This is a genomic window from Bradyrhizobium sp. USDA3516 (genome assembly GCF_057651995.1).
Window position 1 is genome coordinate 605,180 of sequence record NZ_JBYGYN010000003.1, and the last position, 24,961, is coordinate 630,140.

Sequence of the window (24,961 nt, forward strand, 5' to 3'; positions counted from 1 at the left end):
ATGTTCCCGATGAGTCACGCAAGAGATACCCGCGCCACCGCGATCTGGAAACATCAATCTTCGCGCCTCCTCGGCGCGAACGCAGTAAACGCGCGGGAGCCGTCAGCTGACCCGCCGTTCCCGCCCCTCCCAGAACGGCTTGCGCAGCTCGCGCTTCAGCACCTTGCCGGCGCCCGACAGCGGCAGCGGCGTTTCGGTGATCTCGATGCTGCGGGGGCATTTGTAGCCGGCAATCAGCGTCTTCGTGAACTCGATCAGCTCGCCGGTCGAGACCTCCACGCCGCTGCGTTTGACCACGACGGCATGGACCTGCTCTCCCCATTGCTCATTGGGAATTCCGATCACGGCGCATTGCAGCACCGACGGATGCTGCGCCAGCGCGTTTTCGACCTCGACCGAGTACACATTCTCACCCCCGGAGATGATCATGTCTTTCACGCGGTCGACGACATAGATGAAACCGTCCTCATCCATGTAGCCGCCGTCGCCCGTGTGCATCCAGCCGTCGACGACGGCGCGCGCGGTCTCCTCCGGCCGTTCCCAATAGCCGATCATCACGGTGTCGCCGCGCACCACGATCTCGCCGACGGCGCCCGCCGGCAGCGGCTGGTCGTTCTCGTCGACGATCCGTACCTCGCAGCCGAGCGTGGCGCGGCCGGCACCGCGATGGCGCCCCTTCCTGCGCCCCTCCCCGACATGCTCGTTGGCATGCAGCAGCGTCGCGATCGGCGACAATTCGGTCATGCCATACGCCTGCGTGAAGCGCACATGCGGCAGTGCGCGCGCGGCACGGTCGAGCACCGCCTCGCTGATCGGCGAAGCCCCATAGATGATGTTCTTCAGCGACGACAGGTCGTAGTTTCCGATCGCGGGGTGATCGACGAACATCTGGATCATCGTGGGCACCAGAAGCACGTCGGTGACGCGCTCGTTCTGCATCGCCGTCATCACGCCTTCGGGCGTGAAGCCCTGAACGATCACGTTCGAGCCTCCAGAGAGCAGCAGCGAATACATCGCCGCCCCGTTGGCAAGGTGAAACATCGGGGCCGCATGCAGATAGATCGCGCTTCCCGGAAACAGTCCCTCGCCGAGCGCATTGAGCGCATTGGCCATCAGATTCTGGTGGCTGAGCATCACGCCTTTGGAACGGCCAGTGGTGCCGCCAGTGTAGAAAATGCCGGCGAGATCGTCACCCTTGCGCATGGCATCGGCAACTGGTGCGCTGCCCGCGATCAGATCCTCATAGCTTTCCATCCCCGCCGGCACCTCGCCGTCGTCGGCGTAGATCAGCTTCAGCCCCGGAATGGCACCGGCGAGCTGCGCGCCGACCTGTGCGAAGGCCTTGTCGACCAGCAGAACGGAGGCGCGGCAGTCGCGCAGCGCATCCTCGTTCTCCAGGGCGCTCCAGCGGATGTTGAGCGGCACGATCACGCCGCCCGCCCAGCCGGTCGCCAGATAGAGCTCGAGGTAGCGGTCCGAGTTGAAGGACAGCACTGCAACACGGTCACGGTCCCCAACGCCGCGCGTGCGCAGGCCGCCGGCCAGCCGTGTAACGCGCTCGCCGAGCTCGCTCCAGCTGCGGCGGCGCTGGCCATAGACGGTGGCGAGCCCATGCGGATTGATTTGCAGCGCCCGGCGCAGTCCGTGCGTGATGTTCATCCCGTTCCTCCTCCCGTGCGTTTCTTCCCTGTTGTCTTGCGTCCTGAGTTGCGCCCTTGCGGCGCCCTCGGCGTCTTCTTTGTCATCTGCAACCGACCGTCGGCCGCCAGACCGTCCGTCAGCCGCACCGTGAACTCGTCGGCGATTTCGGTCGGCGACAGCTTGCCCTCCCGCTGATACCAATGGCCGATCCAATTGAGCGCACCTGCGATCGCGAAGGCTGCGAGCTTGGGATCGCATGGCCTGATCGATCCGTCGGCAATGCCTGCGGCAATGTATCGCCGGAAGGTGGCGTCGATCCGCCGCTTGGCGGCGCGCGCGACGGCGGCGTTCCGCTCGGCCAGATCGCGCAAGTCGAAACGGACCAGGCTCGCGCCGAAATCGGTCGCCATCAGCGCGGCATAGGCGTGAACCAGCTTGCGCAGTTTGGAAAGGCCCGAACCGCCGCCGGCGTTGATCTCCGTGATGACGCTGTCGACCAGTTCGGCCCCCATCGACCAGCATTCGAACAGGATCTCGTCCTTGCCGCGGAAATAATTGTACAGCGCGGGCTTGGTGATATTCAGCCGCTCGGCCACCTCGTTCAGCGTCACGCGATGATAGCCCTGCTCCAGGAATAGCTGCACGGCTGCTCGCAGCACCGCCTCGCGCTTCTCGTCACGGGCGCGGCGCCGGGTCTCGAACGGCAGCCAGGGCGAAGGCGATGAAGGCGGAGCGGGCGAGGCTGAATCCATGGTCGATCGGTTGACTCTGGTGGAGATCGAGCGATATGTTACCCGTGGGTAAGAAAAAGTCCAATGGGTAATTTATTGGGAGGAAGCGATGTCTGACGTCATCGTCGCAGGGGTCGGCATGATCCCCTTCGCCAAGCCGGGCGCCAGCGCGCCCTATCACGAGATGGGGACGGAGGCGATCAAGCTCGCGCTCGCCGATGCCGGCCTCGGCTACGATAAGGTGCAGCAGGCCTATGCCGGCTACGTCTACGGCGATTCCACCTGCGGGCAGCGCGCGCTGTACCACGTCGGCATGACCGGCATCCCCATCGTCAACGTCAACAACAATTGCTCGACCGGCTCGACCGCGCTGTTCATGGCGCGGCAGATGATTGCGAGCGGCGCGCTGGATTGCGTGCTGGCAGTCGGCTTCGAGCAGATGAAGCCCGGCGCGCTCGGCAGTGTCTACACCGATCGCCCGAGCGCATTCGAGGAGTTTGACGCGGCTGCGGACCAGTTGATCGAAGCTCCGGGCATTCCGCTCGCGCTGCGCTACTTCGGCGGTGCTGGGCTCAGCCACATGAAGAAGTACGGCACGCCGCTCGACGCCTTCGCCAAGGTGCGCGCCAAGGCGAGCCGACACGCCAAGAACAATCCGCTCGCGCTGTTCCGCAAGGAAGTCACGGCGGACGACGTCATGAACGATCAGGTGATCTGGCCGGGCGTGATGACGCGCTTGATGGCGTGCCCGCCGACCTGCGGCGGCGCCGCCGCCGTGCTGGTCTCCGAGCGGTTTGCCGATAAGCACGGCATCGGCAAAGAGGTACGCATCGCGGCGCAGGCCATGACCACCGATACGCCCTCGACCTTCGAGGCCGGCGACATGATGCAGCTGGTCGGCTACGACATGGCCAAAGAGGCGGCCAGCCGGGTTTATGAGAGCGCCGGCATCGGCCCCGGCGATCTCGACGTGGTCGAGCTGCACGACTGCTTCGCCCATAACGAGCTCATCACCTACGAGGCACTCGGCCTCTGCGGCGAGGGTGAAGCCGGCAAGTTCATCAATGACGGCGACAACACCTATGGCGGCCGGATCGTGACCAATCCCTCCGGCGGATTGCTGTCCAAAGGACATCCGCTCGGCGCCACCGGGCTTGCGCAGTGCTACGAGCTGACGCGGCAGCTGCGCGGCACGGCAGGCTCCACGCAGGTCGAAGGTGCCAAGGTCGCGCTCCAGCACAATCTGGGCCTCGGCGGCGCCTGCGTCGTCACGCTCTACAAGCGGCACTGATATCGGCCATGGTCGATCAGTCCGCCGTAGGACGCAGCTTCACGCCGGTCACCGCGCGCGTAGAGCCCGGCCGTCTCCGCTACTTCCTCAACACGCTGGGTGAACAGAATCCGGTCTACCGCGATGCGGACGCTGCCCGGGCGGCCGGGTTCACCGGCATCCCGGTGCCGCCGACCTATCTGTTCTGCCTGGAGATGATGGACGTCGACGACCCCTTCGAGATGTTCACTGCGCTTGGCATCGATCTCGCCCGCGTGCTGCATGGCGAGCAGAGCTTCGTCTATCACGCACCGGTTCTGGTCGGCGACACCCTGACGTTCCGGCCCCGCGTCACCAGCGTGACGGACAAGAAGGGCGGCGCGATGACGCTGATCGGCATCCGATGCGAGGTGACCAACCAGGACGGCGTGCATGTCGCCGATACCGCGCGTACCATCGTCGTCCGCAACGAGGTGACGTCATGACGGCGTCCGCAGACATCAAGGCCGGCGACCGCATCGTTCACAAGGTCTTTCCGCCGATCACCCGCCACACGCTGGCGCTCTATTGCGGTGCATCGGGCGATCATAACCCGATCCACGTCGACATTGACTTCGCCAAGGCGGCCGGCTTTCCCGATGTGTTCGCCCACGGCATGCTGGTGATGGCCTGTCTTGGGCAGGCGCTGACGGATGTGGTGCCGCCGTCGAAGCTCCGCAGCTTTGCGACCCGGTTCGTCGCCATCACCCAGCTTGGCGCCCAGCTGACATGCGAAGGCACCGTGACGGAGCTGCTCGCCGAGAATGGCGAGCGTCGCGCAAGGCTCGCGCTCACCACCAAGGACGATCGCGGCGAGCTCAAGCTCGAAGGCAGCGCCATCGTCGCGCTCTGACAGCAAGGGGACTCATCCAGATGACAAAACTGCAAGGAAAGGTCGCGCTCGTCACCGGCTCGGGCCGCGGCATCGGACGCGCGATCGCACTCAAGCTCGCGCGCGAAGGCGCCAGGGTCGTCGTCAACGACCTCGATGCCGAGCCCGGCGATGCCGTGGTGGCGGAGATCAAGGCGCTCGGCGGCGACGCGGTCGCCGTGAACGGCAGCGTCTCGGAAGCGGGTTTCGCCGACCGCTTCGTCGGCGCCGCGCTGGACAGGTTCGGCGGGCTCGACATCATCGTCAACAATGCCGGCTACACCTGGGACTCCACCATCCAGAAGATGACGGACGAGCAGTTTCAGGCCATGCTCGACGTCCATCTGGTCGCGCCGTTCCGCGTCCTGCGTGCGGCCGCCGAGCCGATCCGCGTCTTTGCCAGGAAGGAGGCCGAGGAAGGGCGCGAGGTGTTCCGCAAGGTCGTGAACATCTCCTCCATCGCCGGCCTCTACGGCAATGCCGGACAGGCCAGCTATTCCTCGGCGAAGGCCTCGCTGATCGGACTGACCCGAACCATGTGCAAGGAGTGGGGCCGCTACAAGGTCAACGTCAATTGCGTCGCCTTCGGCCTCATCAACACCCGCCTGACCCAGCCGATCGAGGCGCAGCAGAAGACCATCGACGTCGCCGGCCGCGACATCAAGGTCGGCGTGCAGCCGCACATGCTCGAAGCCATGTCACGCATGATCCCGCTCGGCCGCGGCGGCACGCCGGAAGAGGCGGCCGACGCCGTCTATCTATTCTGCAGCCCGGAATCCAATTATATCAGCGGCCAGGTGGTCGTCGCCGGCGGCGGCCTGATTGTCTGAGAGCGAGGCGCTGATGCAATACCGATCGTCGTGGATGACCGAAGAGCTGGATACGTTCCGCGACCAGTTCCGCAAATATCTCGCCAAGGACCTGGCGCCGCATGCCGAGAAGTGGCGTGAGCAGAAGATGGTCGACCGATTCGCCTGGCGCGGGCTCGGCGAGATGGGTGCGCTGCTGGCGAGCGTGCCGGAGGAATATGGCGGCCTCGGCGCGACCTTCGCCTATGATGCCGCCGTACTCGACGATCTCGAGAGCACCGTGCCGGAGTTGACCACCGGCGTCTCCGTGCACAGCGCCATCGTCGCACATTACATCCTCAACTACGGCTCGGAGGAGCAGAAGAAACGCTGGCTGCCGAAGATGGCATCCGGCGAGATGGTCGGCGCCATTGCCATGACCGAGCCCGGCACCGGCTCGGACCTGCAAGCGGTCAAGACCACGGCGAAGAAGCAGGGCAATTCCTACGTCATCAACGGCCAGAAGACGTTCATCACCAATGGCCAGGCCGCCGACCTCGTCATCGTGGTCGCGCGCACCGGCGAGCCAGGTGCCAAGGGCATTTCGCTGATCGTGGTCGAGACCGCGAGCGCGGACGGCTACAAGCGCGGGCGCAACCTCGACAAGATCGGCCTGCACGCCTCCGACACCTCGGAGCTGTTTTTCGACAATGTCACCGTGCCGCCGGAAAACCTGCTCGGCAAGGAGGAGGGCCAGGGCTTCGTCCAGTTGATGCAGCAATTGCCGCAGGAGCGGCTTGCGCTCGCGGTCGGCGCCGTCGCCTCGATGGAGCGCGCGGTCAAGCTCACCACCGACTACACGAAGGAGCGGAAGGCGTTCGGCAAGCCGCTGATGGACTTCCAGAATACCGCCTTCACCTTGGCCGAACGCAAGACCGAGGCGATGATCGCGCGCGTCTTCGTCGACTGGTGCATCGAGCGCCTGGTCGCGAAAGACCTCGACACCGTGACGGCCTCGATGGCGAAATATTGGTGCTCGGAGAAGCAGGTCGAGACCGCCGACGACTGCCTGCAGCTGTTCGGCGGCTACGGCTACATGCAGGAATACCCGATCTCGCGCATCTTCATCGATTCCCGCATCCAGAAGATCTATGGCGGCACCAACGAGATCATGAAACTGTTGATCGCGAGGTCGTTGTAGATCAGGTCGCTGGAGATCACCCCGTGCGCCAGTCGCGCGGCCGGCAGCCGAAGCGCTGCTTGAAGCGGCGGGTGAAGTGGGAGAGGTCCGAAAAACCCCAATCGAACGCGATGGCGCCGATCGCGCGCTCCGCCATCGCGGGAGCCCTGAGATCCCGGGCTGCGCCGTCGAGGCGATGGTCGATGACGTAGTCGGTGAAGCTGGAGCCCGATCGCGCCAGCAGCTTGTGCACGTAACGTTCGCTGATGCCGGCGGCGGCGGCGATGTCCGCGACTGCCAGCCCCGGCTGGCGAAGCCGCCGGTGAATGGCACGTTTCACCGCCAGCGTGGTTGCATCGGCGAGACTCTCGGCTTCAGCGGCGTGCAGGCGGCTGCCTCGCGACAGGCTCACGGCAACCAATTCGATCAACGCCCGGAACAGAAGCACACCTTCGTCCTCGCTCATCTGCAGCGCGCCCTCGCTGAGCGTGCGCGCGGTCTCGACGATGAGGTGGCCGACGACGGGATCGTCCGAGAGGCGTGCCGCAGCCACGTCGAACGAAGCCGGCAGCCGCTCGCGCAACGCCTCTGCCGGCACCCAGAACGAGGCGACGCGCAACTGCGGGCCACGATCGTGCAGGAGGGCGAACTGGCGGTCGCTGTCGAAGATGCCGACCTGTCCGGCCGACAGGCTGATCTCGCGACCGTCCTGCTGAATGCGGCAGCGGCCGGCCAGCTTCAAATTGAGGTAGAAGCAGCTGCGATCCGACGCTGCGATGTCGGCGGCGGAGCGGCGCACCACGTGTTCGGGGAAGCTGACGCGGTTGATCGCGGCATTGCCGAGACGGACGTGCTCGACGCTGGCGGGAAAGCCGGCCGCAACGGCCGGCTCCGGCGTCAGGTTCATGAAGGCCTGGCAGATCGCCTCGCGATAATAGGCGAATTGCTCGGCAGGCCTCACGCCCGCAGTATTCCAGGCCGATTGACGGGACGGGACGGCGCGCTCGATCTGCTGCATCGGTTCACTCCGAGACCAATCCGGTTCACTTCCAGCCAAGCGGCAAATCGGTCACCGGTCCACACTTGCCGTGCGGCGACGCTACGCCGATCTAACCACACCCTGGGGAGGAGCCACAATATGTCGACCTACGTTCTCGTCCATGGCGCCTGGCACACCGGTGCCGAGCTCGAGCCGGTCGCCGCGCCGATGCGCGCAGCCGGCCATCAGGTCCATACCCCCACCATCAAAGGCAACCGTCCGGGCGATGCCAAAACGACCGGGCTGAAGGATGCGATCCAGTCGATCGCCGACTACCTTGCGGAGAACGATCTGAAGGACGTCGTCCTGCTCGGCCATTCCTATGGCGGCATGGTCATCACGGGGGTTGCCGACCTCGTGCCGGAACGCATCCGCCGCCTGGTCTATTGGAATGCTTTCGTGCCCAACGACGGCGAATGCCTCAACGACATGGTGCCGCCGCACTATATCGGACTGTTCGATGCGATCGCGGCCGAGCGCGGCGACGGCTCGGTGGTGCTGCCCTTCCCGATCTGGCGCGAGGCCTTCATCAACGATGCCGATCTGGAAACGGCGCAGCGCGCTTATGACGTGCTCAATCCGCATCCGCTGGCGACCTTCAGCGACAAGATCGCGCTCAAGAGCAATCCGGCCGAGATGCCGGTGGCCAAATCCTACATCAACTGCACCGAGGATACTGCGATGCCGCACAGCCATGGCTGGCATCCGCGCCTGTCGGAGAAGCTCGGCCTGTTCCGTCTGGTGCAGGTGCCGGGGAGCCACGAGCTGTGCTTCTCGGACCCGGCGCGGCTCGCCAAGGCGATCATGGAGGCGGGCCGCGATTGATCAGTGCGTCATGCGAGCGCGCGGTCACGATCCGCGCGCGCCGCTCAATTCGGATGCCACCAGCGGCCGCCGATGACGACGCCCTCCGAGACGATCTTGCGATCGCCGATCAGGTGCTCGCCGACGACGTCCTCGTAATCGAACTGGCCCTGCCTCACTGAGATCAGCGTGGCGTCGCCGACGCTGCCGGGCTTGAGGCTGCCGAGCTCGGGACGTCGCAGCGCCATCGCCGCATTCACCGTCGAGGCCGCGATCACATCCGGCAGCTCCATGCCCATGCACAGGAATTTCGACATGGTCGTGACCTGATCATAGGCCGGGCCGTCGATGCAGAGCTGATGGATGTCCGAGGAAATCGTGTCCGGATAGAAACCATTGGCCAGCATGGCGCGCGCGGTCTTGAACGCGAACGAGCCCTTGCCATGGCCGATGTCGAACAGCACGCCGCGCTCGCGCGCCTCGAGCACCGCCTTCTTCACCGTGCCTTGTGCCGTCGCCGGCGTGTTCGGGAAGGGGCGGAACGCATGGGTCAGCACGTCGCCGGGACGCAGCCGTGCCAGCACGTCCTCATAGCTCGGCGGCGGATGATCGATATGCGCCATCAGCGGCATGCCGACCTCGTTCGCGACCTCGAGCGCGATGTCGAGCGGCACCGCACCCGAGGTGCCCGACGAATGGAGGCCCACGCGCACCTTGATGCCGACGACGAGATCGCGGTTGGCATCGGCCACCTCGGCAGCCTCGACCGGATTCATCAACCGCAGCTCCTCGCTCTCGCCGACCATGATCCGGTGCGAGAAGCCGAAGATTCCGGCGTGCGAGACGTGCAGATAAGCGAGGATGCGGACCTGGCTCGGCTCGATCACATGCTTGCGGAAGCCGGCGAAATTGCCGGGGCCAGCGCTCCCGGTATCCACCGCCGTGGTGACGCCTGAGAGGCGGCAGAATTCCTCGGCATCGATGCCGAGCGAGGTGCCGCCCCAATAGACATGGGTGTGCAGATCGATCAGGCCCGGCGACACGATGAACTGCGAGACGTCGCGGATATCGGTGCCTGGGTCGGCCTTGAGCCCAACGCCGATCGCAGCGACCTTACCGCCCGAAAATGCGACATCCGTCACGGCATCGAGCTTCTGCGAGGGGTCGATCACGCGGCCACCGCGCAGGATCAAGTCGAAAGGCATCAGGGTCTCCGGATTTGGGCAAGCATGGACAAAGCTGGAAGGCACGCTTCCAGCCCTACCGTTTTTGTTAGCAATTTTCGCACCAGCGACGCAAATCAACTGCGGCCGGTGCTCGGTGGGTCTTATCTCGTGAACGTATTCGCGACTCTTCGGGAGCGAAGGACGTAAATGACCCAGATGGTGGCGCTGATCGCAGCGACGAATGTCTGTCCGATCTGTAGAGGTTCGATGATGAAAAAATCGCTGAAGGGTCGGTTCGGCGCTGCGGCGAAGAACGACGCGACGCAGAGAAGGTCGACGAGAGGCATGAGCACCGCGCAGATCATCTGCAGGATGAAGAAGGCCGGAAATTTTCGGGAATGACTGAACAGGAGCACCGCTGTCCAGATCGCGAGCCCGATCAGTGCAACGTTCATCGCAATCTCACTCCAGAACACGGTCGAAAATTGCATCCACATGTCGGCGCGGATCGACTGCACTTATTGCGCAGTACTGACGACCAGCCGCACGATACCGATCATCTGACCGAAGGCCAGAAGGGCGAGCCAACCACTCATGCCGCTCAATTCAGGCTCGGCGTTCTTGAACGCAGCTGCGTCTTCAGCGGGAATGGCAGGCGCGCGCGTGACCTCGACCGGCGATGATGTCGGGGCCGGCGGTGGCGATTGAAGAAGCTGCCGCGCGACCTCGTCCACCTCGCCGGCCGGCTTCCATTGCTCGAAGCCGTGCCGCCAGATCAACACACGCCTGAGATCGGTGACATGAGCGAGGATCGTAAGCAGGTCCGAAATCGAGATCGGACCACGCTTCTGCCCGCCGTCCGCGTAGAACCATAAGTCCGCCATGTAACCGCCCGCTGCACCCGGCGTACTTAAACCGGCTGCCGGCACACGTCACGATAGAAAAACGCGTGGGAGAAATAGCAGCGTTAGGTGCGCCCATGGCGCGAGCGCAAACGCTCGAAAAATGGCGATCCCGGCATGACTCGAACATGCGACCTACGGTTTAGGAAACCGCCGCTCTATCCGGCTGAGCTACGGGACCGCGGAACCCGCAGGTCGTGCGGGTTGCCTGGGGTCTACATATCAAAGGGAGCGTCGAATCGGAAGCCCTCGCCTCGATCAAGGCTGCCATCGGCTGGCGAACAGCTACGCCTTGATATTGTTGTCCTTCACGACCTTGCCCCAAGTGGCGACCTGCTTGTCGAAGAAGGTCTTGAAGGTGGCGCCGTCCTGGAGCAGCAGGGTCATGTGCTGGGTCTCCTTGAGCTGGGCGGCGGTCGCGGGCTCGCTCAGGATCTCCTTGGACGCCGTCGCCATGGCGGCTACGACGTCGGCAGGCGTGCCCGCGGGGGTGAAAATGCCCCACCATGCCAGCGTCTCGAAATCGGGAAAGCCCGCCTCGATCGCGGTCTGCGTATCAGGCAGGGCCGGCAGCCGCTCGCGGCCGAGCTGCAGGATCGGGCGCAGCATGTTGGTGCCGAGCTGGGCGGCGACCAGCGCGGCCGATCCCGCGATGAGATCGACATGGCCGCCGAGCACGTCGTTCATGGCCGGACCGCCGCCGCGATAGGGCACGTGCATGATCTCGACGCCGGCCTTGCTGCCGAGCACGGTCATGGCGAGGTGGCCGAGCGTGCCGATCCCGACCGAGGCGTATTTGACCGCGCCGGGCGTCGCCTTGCAGGCGGCGACCACGTCGGCAAAGCTCTTGTAGGGGCGGCCGGCGCCGGCCGCGATCACGTAAGGAGCGGTGCCGATCAGCAGGACCGGCATCAGCTCGCGCTCGACATCGACCGGCGGCTTGTCGAGGATCGACGGGATCACCGCGTGGGAATCGAAGGTGACTAGGAACGTCGTGCCGTCGGCCGGGCTCTTGGCGACCTGCGCCGCGCCGAGCGCACCGGCCGCGCCCGATTTGTTCTCGACGACGACGATGCGGTTGAGCTTCGTCTGCAGACTGCTCTGCAGCAGCCGCGCCATGGCGTCGGTCGAGCCGCCTGGCGGGAACGGCACCACCAGCGTGATCTTGCCGGCCTGCGCCATCGCCGGCGTCAATGTGAGAATAGCCGGCGCGGCCAGCAGCGCCCGTCGTGTGATCGTCATGGTCCCCTCCCTTTATGTGTAGCGCTTTGCTTTTTTGCTTTTGAGCGCTAGGTCGTGCCGAAGCCCGACCCTGCTTTTCTGTATTCTGGCCGAGGCGGACTGAAGATGTCCAGCACCCGGGCGCCGTCGGGACCGGCGCGCATCGTGTGCGGCACGTTCCCCGGCGTGCGCCAGAAATCGCCCTTCTTCACCGGGATTTCCTCGTCGCCCTGGACGCGGATGGCGGAGCCGTCGAGCAGCACGCCCCATTGTTCCTCGGGGTGATGATGCAGCGCACCTTGCGCATGCGGGGCCAGCGTCACCACCGACAGCATCGCCTGCTCGCCGGAGAAGATGCGCGTGGTCACGCCGGCGGCGAGCTCGCGAAACAGCCCGTCGCTGGCATCATCGAGATTGTGAAACTCTTGCTTCTGGCTCACGCCGTCCTCCCCTTGTGCCCGACAGGATCAAGCCTTGCCGTAAGCACCCTGGTAACGGCCCTCACGGATCGCCTTCAGCGTCTCCTCCTCGCGCGCGACCTGAACGCGCACGGCTTCCAGCAGGGCGGCCGCGCCGGCAGCGGGAAACGACACCACGCCGTCCTCGTCGCCGACGACGATGTCGCCGGGCGCAATCACGCTGCCGCCGATCGTCACCGGCACGTTGATCTCGCCGGGACCGTTCTTGTACGGACCGCGATGGATCACCGCGCGGGCGTAGCAGGGGAAGTCGTCGGCTGCGAAGGCCGCGACGTCGCGAATCGCGCCGTCGATGACGTAGCCTTCGGCTTTGCGCCATTGCGCGATGTTCTTCATGATCTCGCCGATCAGCGCGCGCGTCTCGTCGCCGCCGCCGTCGACCACGATGACGTCGCCGGGCCCGACCAGGTCCAGCGCGCGGTGGATCGCGAGATTGTCGCCTGGGCGCGTGCGCACGGTGAAGGCGGTCCCCACCAGCTTGCCGCCGCGGTGATAGGGCTTCAAGCCCACCGCGCCCGGCAGCCGGGCGAGATTGTCCGAGATCACCGACGTCGGCGCGTCCCTGAACCCCTCGATGATCTCGGCCGGCGGCTTCGGCACGCTGCTCGCTGCGATAGTGATGGTCATGTCAATTTTTCCTTGTCTCATTCGGCATGCGCTTGCACCTTCGAAGGCAGAATCCGGAAGGCGCGTCCCTCCTTCATCCACGCCGCGCGCTCGTCGCGCAACAGGGTGCGGCGAACTTTTCCGGAATCGTCGCGCGGCGGGGCGCTGACGAATTCGAAGCTTTCGGGATGCTTGTAGCGGCTGAGCCGGTCCTTGAGGAAATCCGCCATGCCGTCGGCAATGGTCTGGCCGTCCGCACCGGGCTCCGGCTCGATGATGGCATGCACACGCTGGCCCAATTCCGGATCGGGCAGGCCCACCACGACGCAGGAGCGCACGCCGGGAGCCTCGGACACCGCGGCTTCGACCTCGGCCGGATAGATGTTGGCGCCGCCGCGCAGCACCATGTCGGCGAGGCGGTCGCCGAGATAGAGATAGCCTTCGGCGTCCAGCCGGCCGATATCGCCGAGCGATTCCCAGCCGTCGGCGCGGCGCTTCGGCTCGGCGCCGAGATAGTGATAGGTGGCGTCCTTGCCGTCATTGTTGAGGAAATAGATCTCGCCGGTCTCGCCCGGCGCGACGTCCTTGCCGTCCTCGCCGATGATGCGAAGCTTCGCCATGTCGCCGATCCTGCCGACCGAGCCCTTGTGCGTCAGCCATTCGCTGCCGGAGATGATGCAGGCGCCCTGCCGCTCGGTGCCGCCATAGAGCTCCCAGACCCGCTCGGGTCCGAGCCAGGCGATCCAATTCTCCTTCAGCCATGGCGGCATCGGCGCAGCCATGTGAAAGACCGTCTGCAGGCTCGACAGGTCGTAAGAATTGCGCACGCTCTCCGGCAGCGCCCAGATCCGGTGCATCATGGTCGGCACGAAATTGACCCATTGCACGCGCTCGCGTTCGATCTGCCGCAGCGTCTCCTCGGCGTCGAACTTGGTTAGCCCTGTGAGCTTGCCGCCGACGAATAGCGCGTAATGCGACACGATGAACGGCGCGTTGTGGTAGAGCGGACCGGGATTGAGCAGCGATACGCCGAAGGGAATGTTGAGCGGCGGCGCGGCCGCGGTATCGGTCACGGCCGGCTGGTGATCGAGGATCACCTTGGGACGGCCGGTCGAGCCGCCTGAGGTCATCGCCTTCCAGTATCGCGCCACCGGCGGCGTCAGCGGCTCATCCGGGCAACCCTCCGGCACGAAGTCGGCGGGCAACCGGTTCGGCGCATTCCAGTCGGCCTCGCCGCCGACCACCAGCGCAGGCTTGAGAATATCGAGCACGGCGGCGGCTTCACCGCGCGGCAGCCGCCATGACAGCGAGGTCGGCGTCGCCCCGCATTTCCACACCGCGAAGGAGGTCTCGAAGAACGCGTTGCCGTTCGGCAATCCGATCGCGACGAAATCGCCGGGCTTGACGCCCTTGGCCATGAACGCCCGCGCGCGGCGGTTGGCGCCGCGCTCGAGCTCGTCCCAGGTCAGCGTGTCCTGCCCGTGACGGACGGCGATCGTGCCACGTGGTTTGCGTTCGGCGTACCAGCGCGGCACATCGGAGAGCGGCAGCAGCATCGGGCGTTTCCATTTCGTGTTCTTGGCGTCGCCGCAGGAAGCGAGCGCCCGCGTCAGAAGTGTATCAGCCTCGCGGCAGCGCGCTGTGACTCTCGCGCCACGTCAAGCACAAAATGTCAGCATCGCAGCCCTGAATTTCCTGGGTTCCATGGGTGACAAGCGGGCAAGAAAGGGGCAAAAATCCGGCTCGACTCAGTTCGGGTTGCGTCTTGCAAGGAATGCTCTCTTAGAATGTCGGCCGTCGTTACATCGCATCGCGCGGCGTTGCTTCTCGTTGCCGCAGCAGGATTTTTCCTGCTGACGCTGGGGCATGCCGAGGCGCAATGGTGGAAGCGCGCACCTGCCGATTTCGAGGAATGCGCCGACGCCGCCGAGAAGGCCGCAACCAAGGCGGAGAAGACGGCGGCCCTTGCCGATTGCAACGCCAAGTTCGCCGGCCGCCGCAAGCCGGGTGGCGGCTATTCCTATTACGATTTCCTCCAGGATCGCACCTTCGACATCGGCGGCCCCAATCCGACGCCGGAGGAGCAGAAGAAAATCGACGAAGCCTATACGGCCTATCTCGCCAAGCAGCGCCGCAGCAACGAAGCGGCCGAGGCTACCGCGCGGCAGCAGCGCGAACAGCAGGAGCAACAGGTACAGCAGCTGCAGCAGGTTGCGCTGCGGACCGAAGTCGCCCGCGTGCCGGTGCCGGTCGAGCGGCCGAAGGTGCAGCAGGCCGCAGGCGCGAAGCCGAAGGCGGCGCCTTGCGCCAAGGGCTCATTCTCCTGCGAGTGGCCGCGGCTGTCGGAAAGCTTGAACGACCTGAAGAAGCTGTTCAACCCGACGCCGAGCAAGCCCGCGAAGAAGAGCTGAGTTGCGGCCAAACACTCCACTGTCATCCCGGACAAGCGTAACCGCAGATCCGGATCCATAACCACAGGACGTCGTTGTGGGGTGAGCCGGTAACTCCGAGTCTTCGCCAAACTTCTCCCTTTGGCTATGGGTCCCGGATCTGCGCGCGCTTTGGCGCGCTTGTCCGGGACAGCGGAGAATGCAGCGTCAGTTCGTGCGCTTCTTCTTGCTGCGCTTCGGTTGCGTCACCGGTGCCGGCGCTGGCTCGGTGACGATCGGCGAAGCGCCCAGCTGCGACCTGCTCTCCTGCAAGCGCCTGTCGTAACCAGGTGAGTTCATCACGGTCGGAGGCCTAGCATGGGCGAACGTTGACGAACCGCAGAGCACGGTCAGCGCCAGCCCGATCACAAGACGACGTTTCATCGCGCTCCTCCTTTCGGGCGCTACCCCCGAATCTGCTGCGGCGTCATACGGAGCGGACCGTTGCCGGCCGCCTCAGCCTCCTTGATCAGCGCAAGAATGCGGCGCATCAGCGGCACGGCGACATTGTTCCGCTCGGCGAGCGCGATGACCGCGCCTTGCAGATAGTCGATCTCGGTCTTGCGGCCCTGCTTCAGATCCTGCCACATCGAGGAGCGCGCCTCGGGATCGATCTTCATGGTGCGCCCGAGGATCGCGCTGAAGATCGCATCGGGCAGCCGCAGCAGGGTCGGAGACCAGCTCATCGGGACCGGCGTTGACGATACCGGCACGATGCCGGCGGCCTTCAGTGCGGCCAGCCCTTCCGCCATCTGGTCGGCGAACAATCTTCGCCAGTCGCGGTTCGCCAGCTGCGCGGCGAGCGGCATGTCGGACAGCGCGCTCAGCGCGTTGTTGAGGTTGATGATCAGCTTGCCCCATTGCACGCCGGTGATGTCACCGCTCGCGCGCACGCTGAGGCCAGGGACCGAAAGCGCCGCGGCCGTATTCTGCGGATCCTCGCCGACGTGGATGTCGCCGGAGGTCGAGCGGTGGAAACGGCCATTGCCCATCGCGATCACGTTGAACGGAACCATGCCGGCGAGCACGTGGCGGCCGCCGAGCCGCTCGCGCAACACCGCGACATTGCCGATGCCGTTCTGGAGCGAGACGATGACGGCATCCTCAGGCGCATGCTGCGCGATCTCGTCGGCGACAGCCGCGGTGTCGGCGCTCTTCACCGTGACCAGCACGATGCCGGCGCTGTGGAAGATGGAAGGGTCTGCCGACAGCGCCAGTTGACCCGCATCGAGCTTGTTCTCGGAGCCGTCGAAATCGGTCAGAAGCAGGCCAAACCGCTCGATCTCGGTCTTCACCCGCGGCCGCACCAAGAGCGCGACGCGCCGGCCGGCAGCAGCCAGCATTCCGCCGACGAAACAGCCGATGGCGCCGGCGCCAGCCACCACGATCGGTCGATCCGCAACCACTAAGCTTGCTCCCTGAAATGACCGGCCTTCGATAGCAGAGCCAAGGCCGACAACCAATCGCATCCGACTTGTAACGGTCATGACTGCCCCATATGTTTTCGCCCCGGGGGCAGTCAGCGGCGAGCGCTCGCCGAACGAGACGCCAAAGGAGAGCACCATGGGTCTACTCGACGTCCTCAACGGCATGCAGAACGGCCCGCGCGGCCCGAGCACGCCCAGTTCGGAGAAATCCTCCGGCGGCATGTCGCCGATGACCATGGCGCTGCTCGGCCTGCTCGCCTGGAAGGCGTTCAAGCATTTCACGACCAATCAGTCCGGCTCGGCGCCGCAACCGTCACCATCGCCCGCACCGCCGCCGGTGAACGCCGGTGCGGGTGGCGGTCTGAGCGACATGCTCAAGGGCGGTCTCGGCGGCCTGCTCGCGGGCGGCGCGGCCGGCACCGTGCTGAGCGGCGGTCTCGGCGATCTCCTCAAGCAGCTGCAGCAGAGCGGCCACGGCGACACCGCCAGTTCCTGGGTCGGCAAGGGCGAGAACAAGCCGATCGCGCCGGGCGATCTCGCCAGCGCACTCGGCGCCGACCAGATCGAGAGCCTGTCCGCCCAGAGCGGCCTGTCCCGCGAAGAGCTGCTCTCCGGCCTCAGCCAGTACCTGCCGCAGGTGGTCGACCACCTGACGCCGGATGGACGGCTACCGACCGAGAACGAAATCTCGGACCGGATCTGACGGCAGTCTCAGGAAGGGAAGCATACTCATGAGCATGGGCGGCCTGTTGTGGATCATCCTCGTCGGCTTCATTGCCGGCCTCATCGCGCGGTGGCTGGCGCCGGGGCCGAACAATCCGAGCGGCTTCATCCTCACCACCATCCTCGGCATCGCCGGCGCCTTCCTGGCCACCTTCGTCGGCCAGGCCATCGGCCATTACAGCCCGGACCAGGGCGCCGGCTTCATCACGGCGACGATCGGCGCGGTGGTGGTGCTGTTCATCTGGCACCGGCTGGTATCGAGTGGCGTGATCAAGGGGTAGCGCTTAGAAGCGGTAACGAGAGTACGCCACCTCCTCATCGTCATGCCCGGGCTTGACCCGGGCATCCACGTCTTCGACCCGCGGGGCGACACGTGGATGGCCGGGTCAAGCCCGGCCATGACGTGCAGAGAGCGCGTGCACTCATCACGTGACCAAATGCATTCCCGCATCCATGCGCACGACCTCGCCGGTCATGTTGCTGGAGGCAGGCATCGCCAGGAAGCAGACGAGCTGGGCGATGTCCTCCGCGGATGATGCGACCCTCAGCGGCACCTTGGCCACGACGCTGTCGCGCACCTGCTTGGCCTGCGCCTCGCCGCGGCCCTTGGTGAACCAGGGCGTGTCGATGTAACCGGGGCAGACCGTGTTGACGCGGATCAGCGGCGCCAGGGCGCGCGACAGCGACAGCGTCATGGTGTTGAGCGCACCCTTGCTCGCGGCGTACGCAATCGACGAGCCGACGCCGCTGATGCCGGCGACCGAGGAGACGTTCACGACCGCAGATGGCCGTCCCGACGCCTTGGCGGCGGCTTCCAGCAGGCTGCGCGCCGCGCGCACCATCTGAAACGGGCCGATGGTGTTGACGCCATAGACCCGCTGGAAATCTTCCGCCGACAGGCCGTCGAGATCGGCGTGAGCCACATGCTTGGTGGTGCCGGCATTGTTGACGAGGATGTCGAGCCGGCCCCAGCCGCTCGCTGCTGCAACGATCTTGCGGCAATCCTCATCCTTCGAGACGTCGCCCTGGGCGACTAGCACCTCCGCCGCGCCCGCCTTGCGGCAGGTCTCGGCGGTCGCCTCGGCTTCCTTTTGGCTCGACGAATAGTTGATGACGAGCCGCGCCCCGCTGCGCGCGAGAATTTCCGCAGTCGCGGCACCCAGCCCGGATGCGGACCCCGTCACGATTGCGCACAAGCCGTCTTTTGACATCCGGATTTCCTTCCCCTGTATCTGGTGTGGCGTCCTGTTTAGCGAGTTTGCTGCGCCCTGCAAATCGAGCAAACTCCGCTAAGCGGAATTAGCATTTCCTGAAGCCTGGCCCCATGCCCGCGCCGCAGATGGACCTGCGATCAACGCTTGTCAGGGCCATGGCTTTTTCCGATCATCGGGCGCAAGAAGAGACAGCGCATTGGCCGATCGGACCAGACGCGCCAATGGCAAGATACGGGGAACGCTGTGGCGGAGAGTGACAATATCGTCGTCGAGACCGCGGAGAAAATCTTCGCCGATCTCGCCGATCCGCAAACCATCAACAACGACAAGACGAATTCCTGGCAGGCGCCGCTGTGGCAGGCGCTGAGCGAAGCCGGCCTGCCGCTGTCCTGGGTGCCGGATGATCTCGGCGGCTCGGGCGCGAGCCTCGCCGACGGCTTTGCGCTGATGAACGCCGCCGGCCGTTTCGCAGTCGCGGTGCCGCTGGCCGAGACCATGCTGGCGGGATGGCTGCTGGCGCAGGCCAAGATGACATCGCCCGAAGGCGAGATGACGGTGCTGCCGGCCTCGCCAAAGGACCGCATTAGCCTCGATGCAGACGGTGCGCTCTCCGGCCGTGCGCGCGGCGCGCCCTTCGCCAAGATGGCGAAGCATTTTGCGGTGCTGGCGCACGGCAAGGACGGTATTTCCATCGCGCTGATCGACGCGGCCAAGGCGCGGATCGAGGCCGGGCTCAATGTCGGTTACGATCACAGCGATACGGTCACACTCGACAAGGTCCAGCCGGTCGCCATCAAGCCCGCGCCGAAGGGCTTTGAGCAGACCCATTTGATGCTGATGGGCGGCGTCGCACGCAGCCTGCAAATCGCCGGCGCGCTGGAATCGATGCTCGACATTTCCGTGCGCTACTCCAACGAGCGCGTCGCCTTCGAGAAGAAAATCTCCAAATTCCAGGCGGTGCAGCACAATCTCGCCCGCCTCGCCGGCGAATCCGCCGCGGCGCTCGCGGCAGCGACGTCCGCCGCCGACGCCATCGCCAATGCAAGATCGTTCAACGACGAGATCTATCTCGAAGCCGCCTCCGCGAAGATCCGCTGCGCGGAAGCGGCCGAGAAAGGCGGCGGCATCGCGCATCAGGTGCACGGCGCGATCGGCTTCACCATGGAGCACATCCTGCACCGCTATTCGCTGCGGGCGCTGGCCTGGCGCGACGATTTCGGCTCGGAAAGCTACTGGGCCGTCGAGCTCGGCAAGCTCGTCGCAAACCGCGGCGCCGACGAATTGTGGCCGCTCGTGGCATCGCGCTGATCCGGGAGAGAGACACAATGACTGCTGCCCTCCGTTTCGATCCGATCCGCCTGCCCGAGAAATGCGAGCAATTGCGCAAGGAGGTCCGCGCCTTCCTCGCCGAGGAAATCGCCGCTGGCACTTTCGATCCGCACAAGCCCAACCGCGAGGACACCGACGCGCCGGAATTCTCCCGCCGGGTCGGCGCCAAGGGCTGGCTCGGCATGACCTGGCCGAAGAAATATGGCGGCCAGGAACGCTCCTTCCTCGAGCGCTACGTGGTGACCGAGGAGATGCGCGTCGCCAACGCGCCGACGCGGCGCTTCTTCGTCGCCGACCGCCAGAGCGGACCGGTGCTTTTGAAATATGCGCCCGAGCACATCAAGATGGAGATCCTGCCGCGGATCTGCCGCGGCGAGATCTGCTTTGCCATCGGCATGAGCGAGCCGAACTCGGGCTCCGACCTGTTCGCCGCCAAGACCCGCGCGACCAGGACCGACGGCGGCTATCTCATCAACGGCACCAAGATCTGGACTTCGTCGGCACACATCGCCGACTACATGATCGCGATCTTCCGGACCTCGCCGCCGACCAAGGAGAACCGCCGCCACGGCCTGACCCAGTTCCTGGTCAAGATGAAGCAGCCGGGCATCAAGGTGAACCCGATCGGCCAGATCACCGGCCAATATGAATTCAACGAGGTGGTCTTCACCGATCACTTCATCCCTGACGATCACGTGCTGGGCGAAGTCGACGGCGCCTGGAAGCAGGCGACGAGCGAGCTCGCCTATGAGCGCTCGGGCCCCGAGCGCTTCCTCGAAACCTACTACGTGCTGACCGAGCTGGTCCGCGCGGTCGGCCCAAATCCGGATACGCGCAGCGCCGAAGGCATCGGCCGCCTGGTCGCGCAGCTCCACACGATGCGGCGCATGTCGGTCTCCGTCGCCGGCATGCTGGAAGCCGGCAAGGAGCCGGTGGTCGAGGCCTCCATCGTCAAGGACATCGGAACGGTCTGGGAGCAGCAGCTGCCGCACCGCGTGCGCGATCTCGCTGCCTTCGTCGAGGAGACCGCGAGCAACCGCGAGACCTTGGAGCGGCAGCTCGACTTCGCGATCAAGACGGCGCCGAAACTCACCATCCAGGGCGGCACCACCGAGGTGCTGCGCGGCATCATCGCCCGCGGATTGGGCTTGCGCTAATTCAATCGAGGAACACTATGAGCACCTATCAAGATATCGGCGTCGAGAAGGTCGGCCATGTCGGCACCATCGAGATCCGCCGCCCGCCGCTCAACTTCTTCGACATCTCGCTGATCAACCAGATCGCGGACGCGCTCGAGGAGTTCGACCGCGACATCGAGATCCGCAGCTCGGTGCTGTCCGCGCAGGGCAAGGCGTTCTGCGCCGGTGCGAATTTCGGCGATCCGGCCCGGCAGGCCCAGGAGGCGCGCGAGGCCGAGAAGAAGGGCGATCCGGCCGACAGTCTCGGCCCGATCAACCATCTCTACATCCAGGCCGTGCGCATCTTCCGCGCCAAGAAGCCGATCGTCGCCGCCGTGCAGGGCGCGGCCATCGGTGGCGGCCTGGGCCTCGCGGTCTCCGCCGACTTCCGCGTCACCTGCCCTGAAGCGCGCTTCTCCGCAAACTTCACCAAGCTCGGCTTCCACCCGGGCTTCGGGCTGACCGTGACGCTGCCCGAGCTGATCGGCAAAAACAATGCCGAGCTGATGTTCTACACCAGCCGCCGCGTCACCGGCGAGGAGGCCTACAAATGGGGCCTCGCCAACGAGTTGGTGCCGCAGGACCAGGTCAAGGCGGCCGCGATGAAGCTCGCCGGCGAGATCGCCGAATGCTCCCCGCTCGGCCTGCTCTCCACGCGCGCCACGATGCGCAATGGCCTCGCCGACCGCGTGATGGCCGCGACCAATCATGAGCTTGAAGAGCAGACAAGGTTGCGCGCGACGGAGGATTTCAAGGAGGGCGTGAAGGCCACGGAAGAGCGGCGGGTCGCGAACTTCAAGGGAAGGTAGTTTCCGCGGCGATGAGCGCCTCTTCTTCCTTCTCCCCTTGTGGGAGAAGGTGGCGCGAAGCGCCGGATGAGGGGTTGTTTCAGCGCATGCAACCGCAAGTAATTCACTGGCTGAGAGAAACCCTCACCCGGCTTCGCTGGCGCGAAGCCATCCTCTCCAACCAGGGAGAGGGTTTGAGCGCGATCAACTCACGCGGAACGTCACTCCGCCCAGCAGAAACTCGTTGCCTGCGACCGCGAGACCCTTCGCCTTGGCGGCATGCAGCACCTGCGCCACGTCAGCCACCCGAAACTCCAGCGCGCTCATGATCTCGCTGGCGCCCTTCACGAAGCGAAAGGTCGCATTGGGCAGCTTCAATTCGGTGCCTTCAGGCGCGACGCCGATGATCCTGCCCCAGTGCTCTGCAAGCCCCGCGGGATCCGGGCTCTGCATCTCCACCGCCGTGAGCGCCTCGGTCACATCCTTGCGGATGAATTTCTGCCAGTCGGGTCCCGCCGGCGGATAGGCGCCCAGAACGTCGTCACTGCCTTCGGTGTGATTGAACTCGATGAAGGCGGCGCGGCAGTCGCGGGGGTGGAGCTGCACGCCGTGATACGGCGCGTGGTCGATGACATTGGCGGTGCGCACGCCGAGCGCATTGGCGTTGCGGCCGCGCTCGTCCGGGTCGTCGCAGCAGAAGATCGCCATGTAGCCGCCGCGGCCGCCGGTCTTTTCGATGAAGCGGCCGGCCGTGGTGCCGTCCTTGAACGGCGCGACCACTTCCAGCAGGATCGTGTCGACCGGGAGCAGCGCGTTCTCCAGGCCGTATTTGGCGACATTGCCGTCGCGGTAGCAGACGGCGAGGCCCATGATCCGACCGATATCCGTGATGACGGGCTCGAGCTGCGGGGCGACCAGGCAGATCTGACGCAGCCGGATATAGGGCGCCATCGTCATGCGCCCTTAAAGGTCGGCTTGCGTTTCTCGACGAAGGCCTTGGCCGCCTCCTTGTGATCCTCGGTGTCGCCGCAACGGGTGTGATGGATCGCCTCGCCGTCGAAGCAATCCTCCAGCGCCAGGTGCTCGGCGTTGTTGATGTTGCGCTTGATGAAGCCGAGCGCGATCGAGGGTCCCTGCGCCAGCGAGCGCGCGAGCTCGTGCGCGGCCGCGTCGATCTCGGCGTCGGGCACGACCTTCGTCACCATACCGATCGCATGCGCCTCCTTCGCGGTGAGCACCGGCGACATCAGATAGAGCTCACGTGCCCGCGCGCTACCGAGCAACTGGGTCAGGAAATAGGTGCCGCCGTAATCACCGGAGAAGCCGACCTTGGCAAAAGCGGTGGTGATCTTGCAGGATTCGGACGCGATCCGCAGGTCGCAGGACAGCGCCATCGACAGGCCGGCGCCGGCCGCCGCGCCATCGAGCTGGGCCACTACGGGCTTTGGCATCTGATGCAGGATGCGCGAGACCTCCATGCCGCGGCGCAAGTTTGCGAGCTTCTGCTCGAACGGCAGCGGCGCGCGCCCCTGCGCCATCGATTTGACGTCGCCACCGACGCAGAAGGAGCCGCCGGCGCCCTTGAACAGCACCGCCCGCACCTCGGGATCATCAGCCGCGCGCCGCGCCGCCTCGACCAGCCCGGCGACCATCTCGGGGTTGAGCGCATTCTTCCGCTCCGGCCGGTTCATCGTGATGGTGAGCAGCCCGCCTTCGAGCTTCTGCAGGACCATGTCGTTCATGGGGCGTTTCCTTTGTTGCTTGTACCTCCGTCGTTCCGGGGCGATGCAAAGCATCGAACCCGGAACCTCGAGATCCCGGGTTCGCTTCGCGCCCCGGGATGACGGCGTGACTTACGTCACGCCGTCACTTCTTCACCAGCGGGCAGCGCGACTGCTCCAAGGGCTGGAACGCCTCGGCGCCGGGAACGGTGGCGAGCAGCTTGTAATCGTCCCAGCGGCCCTTGGACTCCGACGGCTTCTTCACCTCGAACAGGTACATGTCGTGGATCATGCGGCCGTCCTCGCGGATCTTGCCGTTCTTGGCGAAGAAGTCGTTGATCGGCGTCTCCTTCATCACCTTGATCACTGCCGCGGCGTCGGTCGTGCCGGCCGCCTTCACGGCTTTCAGGTAATGCGTGATGGAGGAATAGACTCCGGCCTGGGCCGAGGTCGGCACCCGCTTGGTGCGCTCCATGAAGCGCTTCGAGAACGCACGCGTGTCGTCGTTGAGATCCCAGTAGAACGCTTCCGCGAGCAGCAGCCCCTGCGCGGTCTCGAGCCCGATCGAGTCGATATCGGTGACGAAGGCGAGCAGCGGCGAGACTTTCTGGCCGCTCTTGGTGATGCCGAACTCCGCCGCCTGCTTGATGGCGTTGATGGTGTCGCCGCCGGCATTCGCGAGGCCGATCACCTTGGCCTTGGAGGCCTGGGCCTGGAGCAGGAAGGACGAGAAATCCGATGTGTTGAGCGGATGGCGGACGCTGCCGAGCACCTTGCCGCCGGTCTTGGTCACGACGGCGCTGGTGTCCTTTTCCAGATCCTGGCCGAAGGCGTAATCGGCGGTGAGGAAGAACCAGCTGTCGAGGCCCGACTTCACGGTTGCGAGGCCGGTCACGTTGGCCTGACCGTAAGTGTCGAACACGTAGTGGATGGTGTAGGGGCCGCAGGCTTCGTTGGAGAGACGGATCGAGCCCGGCCCGTTGAACATGATGATCTTGTTGCGCGCTTTCGCGATCTCGCCGGCGGCGAGTGCGGTCGCGGAGGCCGCGACATCGTAGATCATCTCGACGCCCTGGTTGTCGAGCATGTCGCGGGCAATATTGGCGGAGAGATCGGCCTTGTTTTGATGGTCGGCCGCCAGCACCTGGATCTTGCGCCCCAGCACCTCGCCACCGAAATCCTCGACCGCCATCTTCGCCGCAGTCTCGCTACCGGAGCCGGTGATATCCGCATAAAGGCTCGACATGTCGAGAATGCCGCCGATCTTCAGCGGCGGCTTGTCCTGAGCCTGCGCGGCGCCCGCATTGAGGGCAAACGCGGCGGCAAAAATGCCGGACAAAATAGTCTTCATCGAAAACGACCTCCCTTATCGCGCCGTGCTCTGATGGCGGCTTGGTTATTGCTCTTGGGTTATT

28 protein-coding genes and 1 tRNA gene are annotated in these 24,961 nt (G+C 65.2%); 12 read left to right on the forward strand and 17 right to left on the reverse strand.

Annotated elements, in window-relative coordinates:
• Positions 1 to 102: 102 nt before the first annotated feature.
• Entirely contained in the window at positions 103 to 1,659 is a 1,557-nt protein-coding gene (locus AC24YW_RS13100; protein ID WP_487483111.1) for an acyl-CoA synthetase, read from the reverse strand.
• Complete coding sequence (locus AC24YW_RS13105; protein ID WP_487483112.1) at positions 1,656 to 2,393, reverse strand: TetR/AcrR family transcriptional regulator; 738 nt, start codon at positions 2,391 to 2,393, stop codon at positions 1,656 to 1,658. Before AC24YW_RS13105 ends, AC24YW_RS13100 begins: the two co-directional genes overlap by 4 nt.
• Before the next feature lie 88 nt (positions 2,394 to 2,481).
• Here AC24YW_RS13105 and AC24YW_RS13110 point away from each other — a divergent pair, with 88 nt between their 5' ends.
• Genes AC24YW_RS13110 through AC24YW_RS13130 form a run of 5 tightly spaced genes read left to right on the forward strand, consistent with a single transcriptional unit; the run spans position 2,482 to position 6,541 of the window.
• Positions 2,482 to 3,663, forward strand: a complete 1,182-nt coding sequence (locus AC24YW_RS13110) for a lipid-transfer protein (RefSeq protein ID WP_487483113.1) — start codon at positions 2,482 to 2,484, stop codon at positions 3,661 to 3,663.
• Positions 3,664 to 3,671: 8 nt separating this feature from the next.
• The gene (locus AC24YW_RS13115; RefSeq protein WP_487483114.1) at positions 3,672 to 4,127 is read left to right on the forward strand and encodes a MaoC family dehydratase N-terminal domain-containing protein; all 456 of its coding nucleotides are present in this window, start codon (positions 3,672 to 3,674) and stop codon (positions 4,125 to 4,127) included.
• Positions 4,124 to 4,534, forward strand: a complete 411-nt coding sequence (locus AC24YW_RS13120) for a MaoC family dehydratase (RefSeq protein ID WP_487483115.1) — start codon at positions 4,124 to 4,126, stop codon at positions 4,532 to 4,534. Before AC24YW_RS13115 ends, AC24YW_RS13120 begins: the two co-directional genes overlap by 4 nt.
• Before the next feature lie 20 nt (positions 4,535 to 4,554).
• Positions 4,555 to 5,382 (forward strand): SDR family NAD(P)-dependent oxidoreductase, encoded by an 828-nt coding sequence (locus tag AC24YW_RS13125; protein WP_487483116.1) that lies wholly within the window; start codon positions 4,555 to 4,557, stop codon positions 5,380 to 5,382.
• Between the two features lie 13 nt (positions 5,383 to 5,395).
• Entirely contained in the window at positions 5,396 to 6,541 is a 1,146-nt protein-coding gene (locus tag AC24YW_RS13130) for an acyl-CoA dehydrogenase family protein (RefSeq protein ID WP_487483117.1), read from the forward strand.
• A gap of 16 nt (positions 6,542 to 6,557) precedes the next feature.
• Here AC24YW_RS13130 and AC24YW_RS13135 read toward each other — a convergent pair whose 3' ends face one another.
• Entirely contained in the window at positions 6,558 to 7,538 is a 981-nt protein-coding gene (locus AC24YW_RS13135) for a helix-turn-helix domain-containing protein (RefSeq protein WP_487483118.1), read from the reverse strand.
• 120 nt (positions 7,539 to 7,658) lie between these two features.
• On the opposite strand from AC24YW_RS13135, the gene AC24YW_RS13140 reads away from it, so the two are divergent.
• Positions 7,659 to 8,384, forward strand: coding sequence for an alpha/beta fold hydrolase (locus AC24YW_RS13140; RefSeq protein ID WP_487483119.1), 726 nt, complete (start codon positions 7,659 to 7,661; stop codon positions 8,382 to 8,384).
• 44 nt (positions 8,385 to 8,428) lie between these two features.
• Here AC24YW_RS13140 and AC24YW_RS13145 read toward each other — a convergent pair whose 3' ends face one another.
• The 8 genes from AC24YW_RS13145 to AC24YW_RS13180 all read right to left on the reverse strand — a co-directional run bounded on the left by AC24YW_RS13145 (position 8,429) and on the right by AC24YW_RS13180 (position 14,293).
• Positions 8,429 to 9,568, reverse strand: coding sequence for an amidohydrolase/deacetylase family metallohydrolase (locus tag AC24YW_RS13145; protein WP_487483120.1), 1,140 nt, complete (start codon positions 9,566 to 9,568; stop codon positions 8,429 to 8,431).
• Between the two features lie 122 nt (positions 9,569 to 9,690).
• The gene (locus AC24YW_RS13150) at positions 9,691 to 10,047 is read right to left on the reverse strand and encodes a DUF2569 family protein (protein ID WP_487483121.1); all 357 of its coding nucleotides are present in this window, start codon (positions 10,045 to 10,047) and stop codon (positions 9,691 to 9,693) included.
• A complete protein-coding gene (locus AC24YW_RS13155; protein ID WP_487483122.1) occupies positions 10,048 to 10,413 on the reverse strand; it encodes a DUF4339 domain-containing protein in 366 nt (121 codons plus the stop codon).
• A gap of 122 nt (positions 10,414 to 10,535) precedes the next feature.
• A tRNA-Arg gene (locus tag AC24YW_RS13160) sits at positions 10,536 to 10,612 on the reverse strand.
• A 104-nt stretch (positions 10,613 to 10,716) separates the two neighbouring features.
• Positions 10,717 to 11,673 (reverse strand): tripartite tricarboxylate transporter substrate-binding protein, encoded by a 957-nt coding sequence (locus AC24YW_RS13165; RefSeq protein ID WP_487483123.1) that lies wholly within the window; start codon positions 11,671 to 11,673, stop codon positions 10,717 to 10,719.
• 47 nt (positions 11,674 to 11,720) lie between these two features.
• Positions 11,721 to 12,092 (reverse strand): cupin domain-containing protein, encoded by a 372-nt coding sequence (locus tag AC24YW_RS13170; RefSeq protein WP_487483124.1) that lies wholly within the window; start codon positions 12,090 to 12,092, stop codon positions 11,721 to 11,723.
• 27 nt (positions 12,093 to 12,119) lie between these two features.
• Complete coding sequence (locus AC24YW_RS13175; RefSeq protein ID WP_487483125.1) at positions 12,120 to 12,758, reverse strand: RraA family protein; 639 nt, start codon at positions 12,756 to 12,758, stop codon at positions 12,120 to 12,122.
• 17 nt (positions 12,759 to 12,775) lie between these two features.
• Entirely contained in the window at positions 12,776 to 14,293 is a 1,518-nt protein-coding gene (locus tag AC24YW_RS13180) for an AMP-binding protein (protein ID WP_487483126.1), read from the reverse strand.
• 231 nt (positions 14,294 to 14,524) lie between these two features.
• Between AC24YW_RS13180 and AC24YW_RS13185 the strand changes: the two genes are divergently transcribed.
• Positions 14,525 to 15,148: a hypothetical protein gene (locus AC24YW_RS13185; protein ID WP_487483127.1), complete on the forward strand. Its 624-nt coding sequence runs from the start codon at positions 14,525 to 14,527 to the stop codon at positions 15,146 to 15,148.
• Between the two features lie 186 nt (positions 15,149 to 15,334).
• On the opposite strand, the gene AC24YW_RS13190 is transcribed toward AC24YW_RS13185, so the two are convergent.
• The gene (locus AC24YW_RS13190; protein WP_487483128.1) at positions 15,335 to 15,550 is read right to left on the reverse strand and encodes a hypothetical protein; all 216 of its coding nucleotides are present in this window, start codon (positions 15,548 to 15,550) and stop codon (positions 15,335 to 15,337) included.
• Between the two features lie 20 nt (positions 15,551 to 15,570).
• Positions 15,571 to 16,572, reverse strand: a complete 1,002-nt coding sequence (locus tag AC24YW_RS13195) for a 2-dehydropantoate 2-reductase (protein WP_487483129.1) — start codon at positions 16,570 to 16,572, stop codon at positions 15,571 to 15,573.
• Positions 16,573 to 16,729: 157 nt separating this feature from the next.
• Between AC24YW_RS13195 and AC24YW_RS13200 the strand changes: the two genes are divergently transcribed.
• Both AC24YW_RS13200 and AC24YW_RS13205 read left to right on the forward strand, forming a co-directional pair.
• Complete coding sequence (locus AC24YW_RS13200; protein WP_487483130.1) at positions 16,730 to 17,296, forward strand: YidB family protein; 567 nt, start codon at positions 16,730 to 16,732, stop codon at positions 17,294 to 17,296.
• A gap of 28 nt (positions 17,297 to 17,324) precedes the next feature.
• Positions 17,325 to 17,597, forward strand: a complete 273-nt coding sequence (locus tag AC24YW_RS13205) for a GlsB/YeaQ/YmgE family stress response membrane protein (protein WP_487483131.1) — start codon at positions 17,325 to 17,327, stop codon at positions 17,595 to 17,597.
• Positions 17,598 to 17,741: 144 nt separating this feature from the next.
• Here AC24YW_RS13205 and AC24YW_RS13210 read toward each other — a convergent pair whose 3' ends face one another.
• A complete protein-coding gene (locus AC24YW_RS13210) occupies positions 17,742 to 18,527 on the reverse strand; it encodes an SDR family NAD(P)-dependent oxidoreductase (RefSeq protein ID WP_487483132.1) in 786 nt (261 codons plus the stop codon).
• Between the two features lie 246 nt (positions 18,528 to 18,773).
• Between AC24YW_RS13210 and AC24YW_RS13215 the strand changes: the two genes are divergently transcribed.
• The 3 genes from AC24YW_RS13215 to AC24YW_RS13225 are packed head-to-tail and all read left to right on the forward strand — an operon-like array spanning position 18,774 to position 21,846.
• A complete protein-coding gene (locus AC24YW_RS13215; protein WP_487483133.1) occupies positions 18,774 to 19,838 on the forward strand; it encodes an acyl-CoA dehydrogenase family protein in 1,065 nt (354 codons plus the stop codon).
• Positions 19,839 to 19,855: 17 nt separating this feature from the next.
• Positions 19,856 to 21,016, forward strand: a complete 1,161-nt coding sequence (locus AC24YW_RS13220; protein ID WP_487483134.1) for an acyl-CoA dehydrogenase family protein — start codon at positions 19,856 to 19,858, stop codon at positions 21,014 to 21,016.
• Positions 21,017 to 21,033: 17 nt separating this feature from the next.
• Positions 21,034 to 21,846, forward strand: coding sequence for an enoyl-CoA hydratase/isomerase family protein (locus AC24YW_RS13225; protein WP_487483135.1), 813 nt, complete (start codon positions 21,034 to 21,036; stop codon positions 21,844 to 21,846).
• A gap of 183 nt (positions 21,847 to 22,029) precedes the next feature.
• Here the strand turns inward: AC24YW_RS13225 and AC24YW_RS13230 are convergent, their stop codons facing one another.
• The 3 genes from AC24YW_RS13230 to AC24YW_RS13240 all read right to left on the reverse strand — a co-directional run bounded on the left by AC24YW_RS13230 (position 22,030) and on the right by AC24YW_RS13240 (position 24,897).
• Positions 22,030 to 22,776 carry a VOC family protein gene (locus AC24YW_RS13230; RefSeq protein WP_487483136.1) on the reverse strand — a complete coding sequence of 249 codons (747 nt, stop codon included), beginning with the start codon at positions 22,774 to 22,776 and terminating at the stop codon, positions 22,030 to 22,032.
• A 2-nt stretch (positions 22,777 to 22,778) separates the two neighbouring features.
• Positions 22,779 to 23,567 carry an enoyl-CoA hydratase gene (locus AC24YW_RS13235; protein WP_487483137.1) on the reverse strand — a complete coding sequence of 263 codons (789 nt, stop codon included), beginning with the start codon at positions 23,565 to 23,567 and terminating at the stop codon, positions 22,779 to 22,781.
• A gap of 124 nt (positions 23,568 to 23,691) precedes the next feature.
• Positions 23,692 to 24,897, reverse strand: coding sequence for an ABC transporter substrate-binding protein (locus tag AC24YW_RS13240; protein ID WP_487483138.1), 1,206 nt, complete (start codon positions 24,895 to 24,897; stop codon positions 23,692 to 23,694).
• Positions 24,898 to 24,961 lie beyond the last annotated feature (64 nt).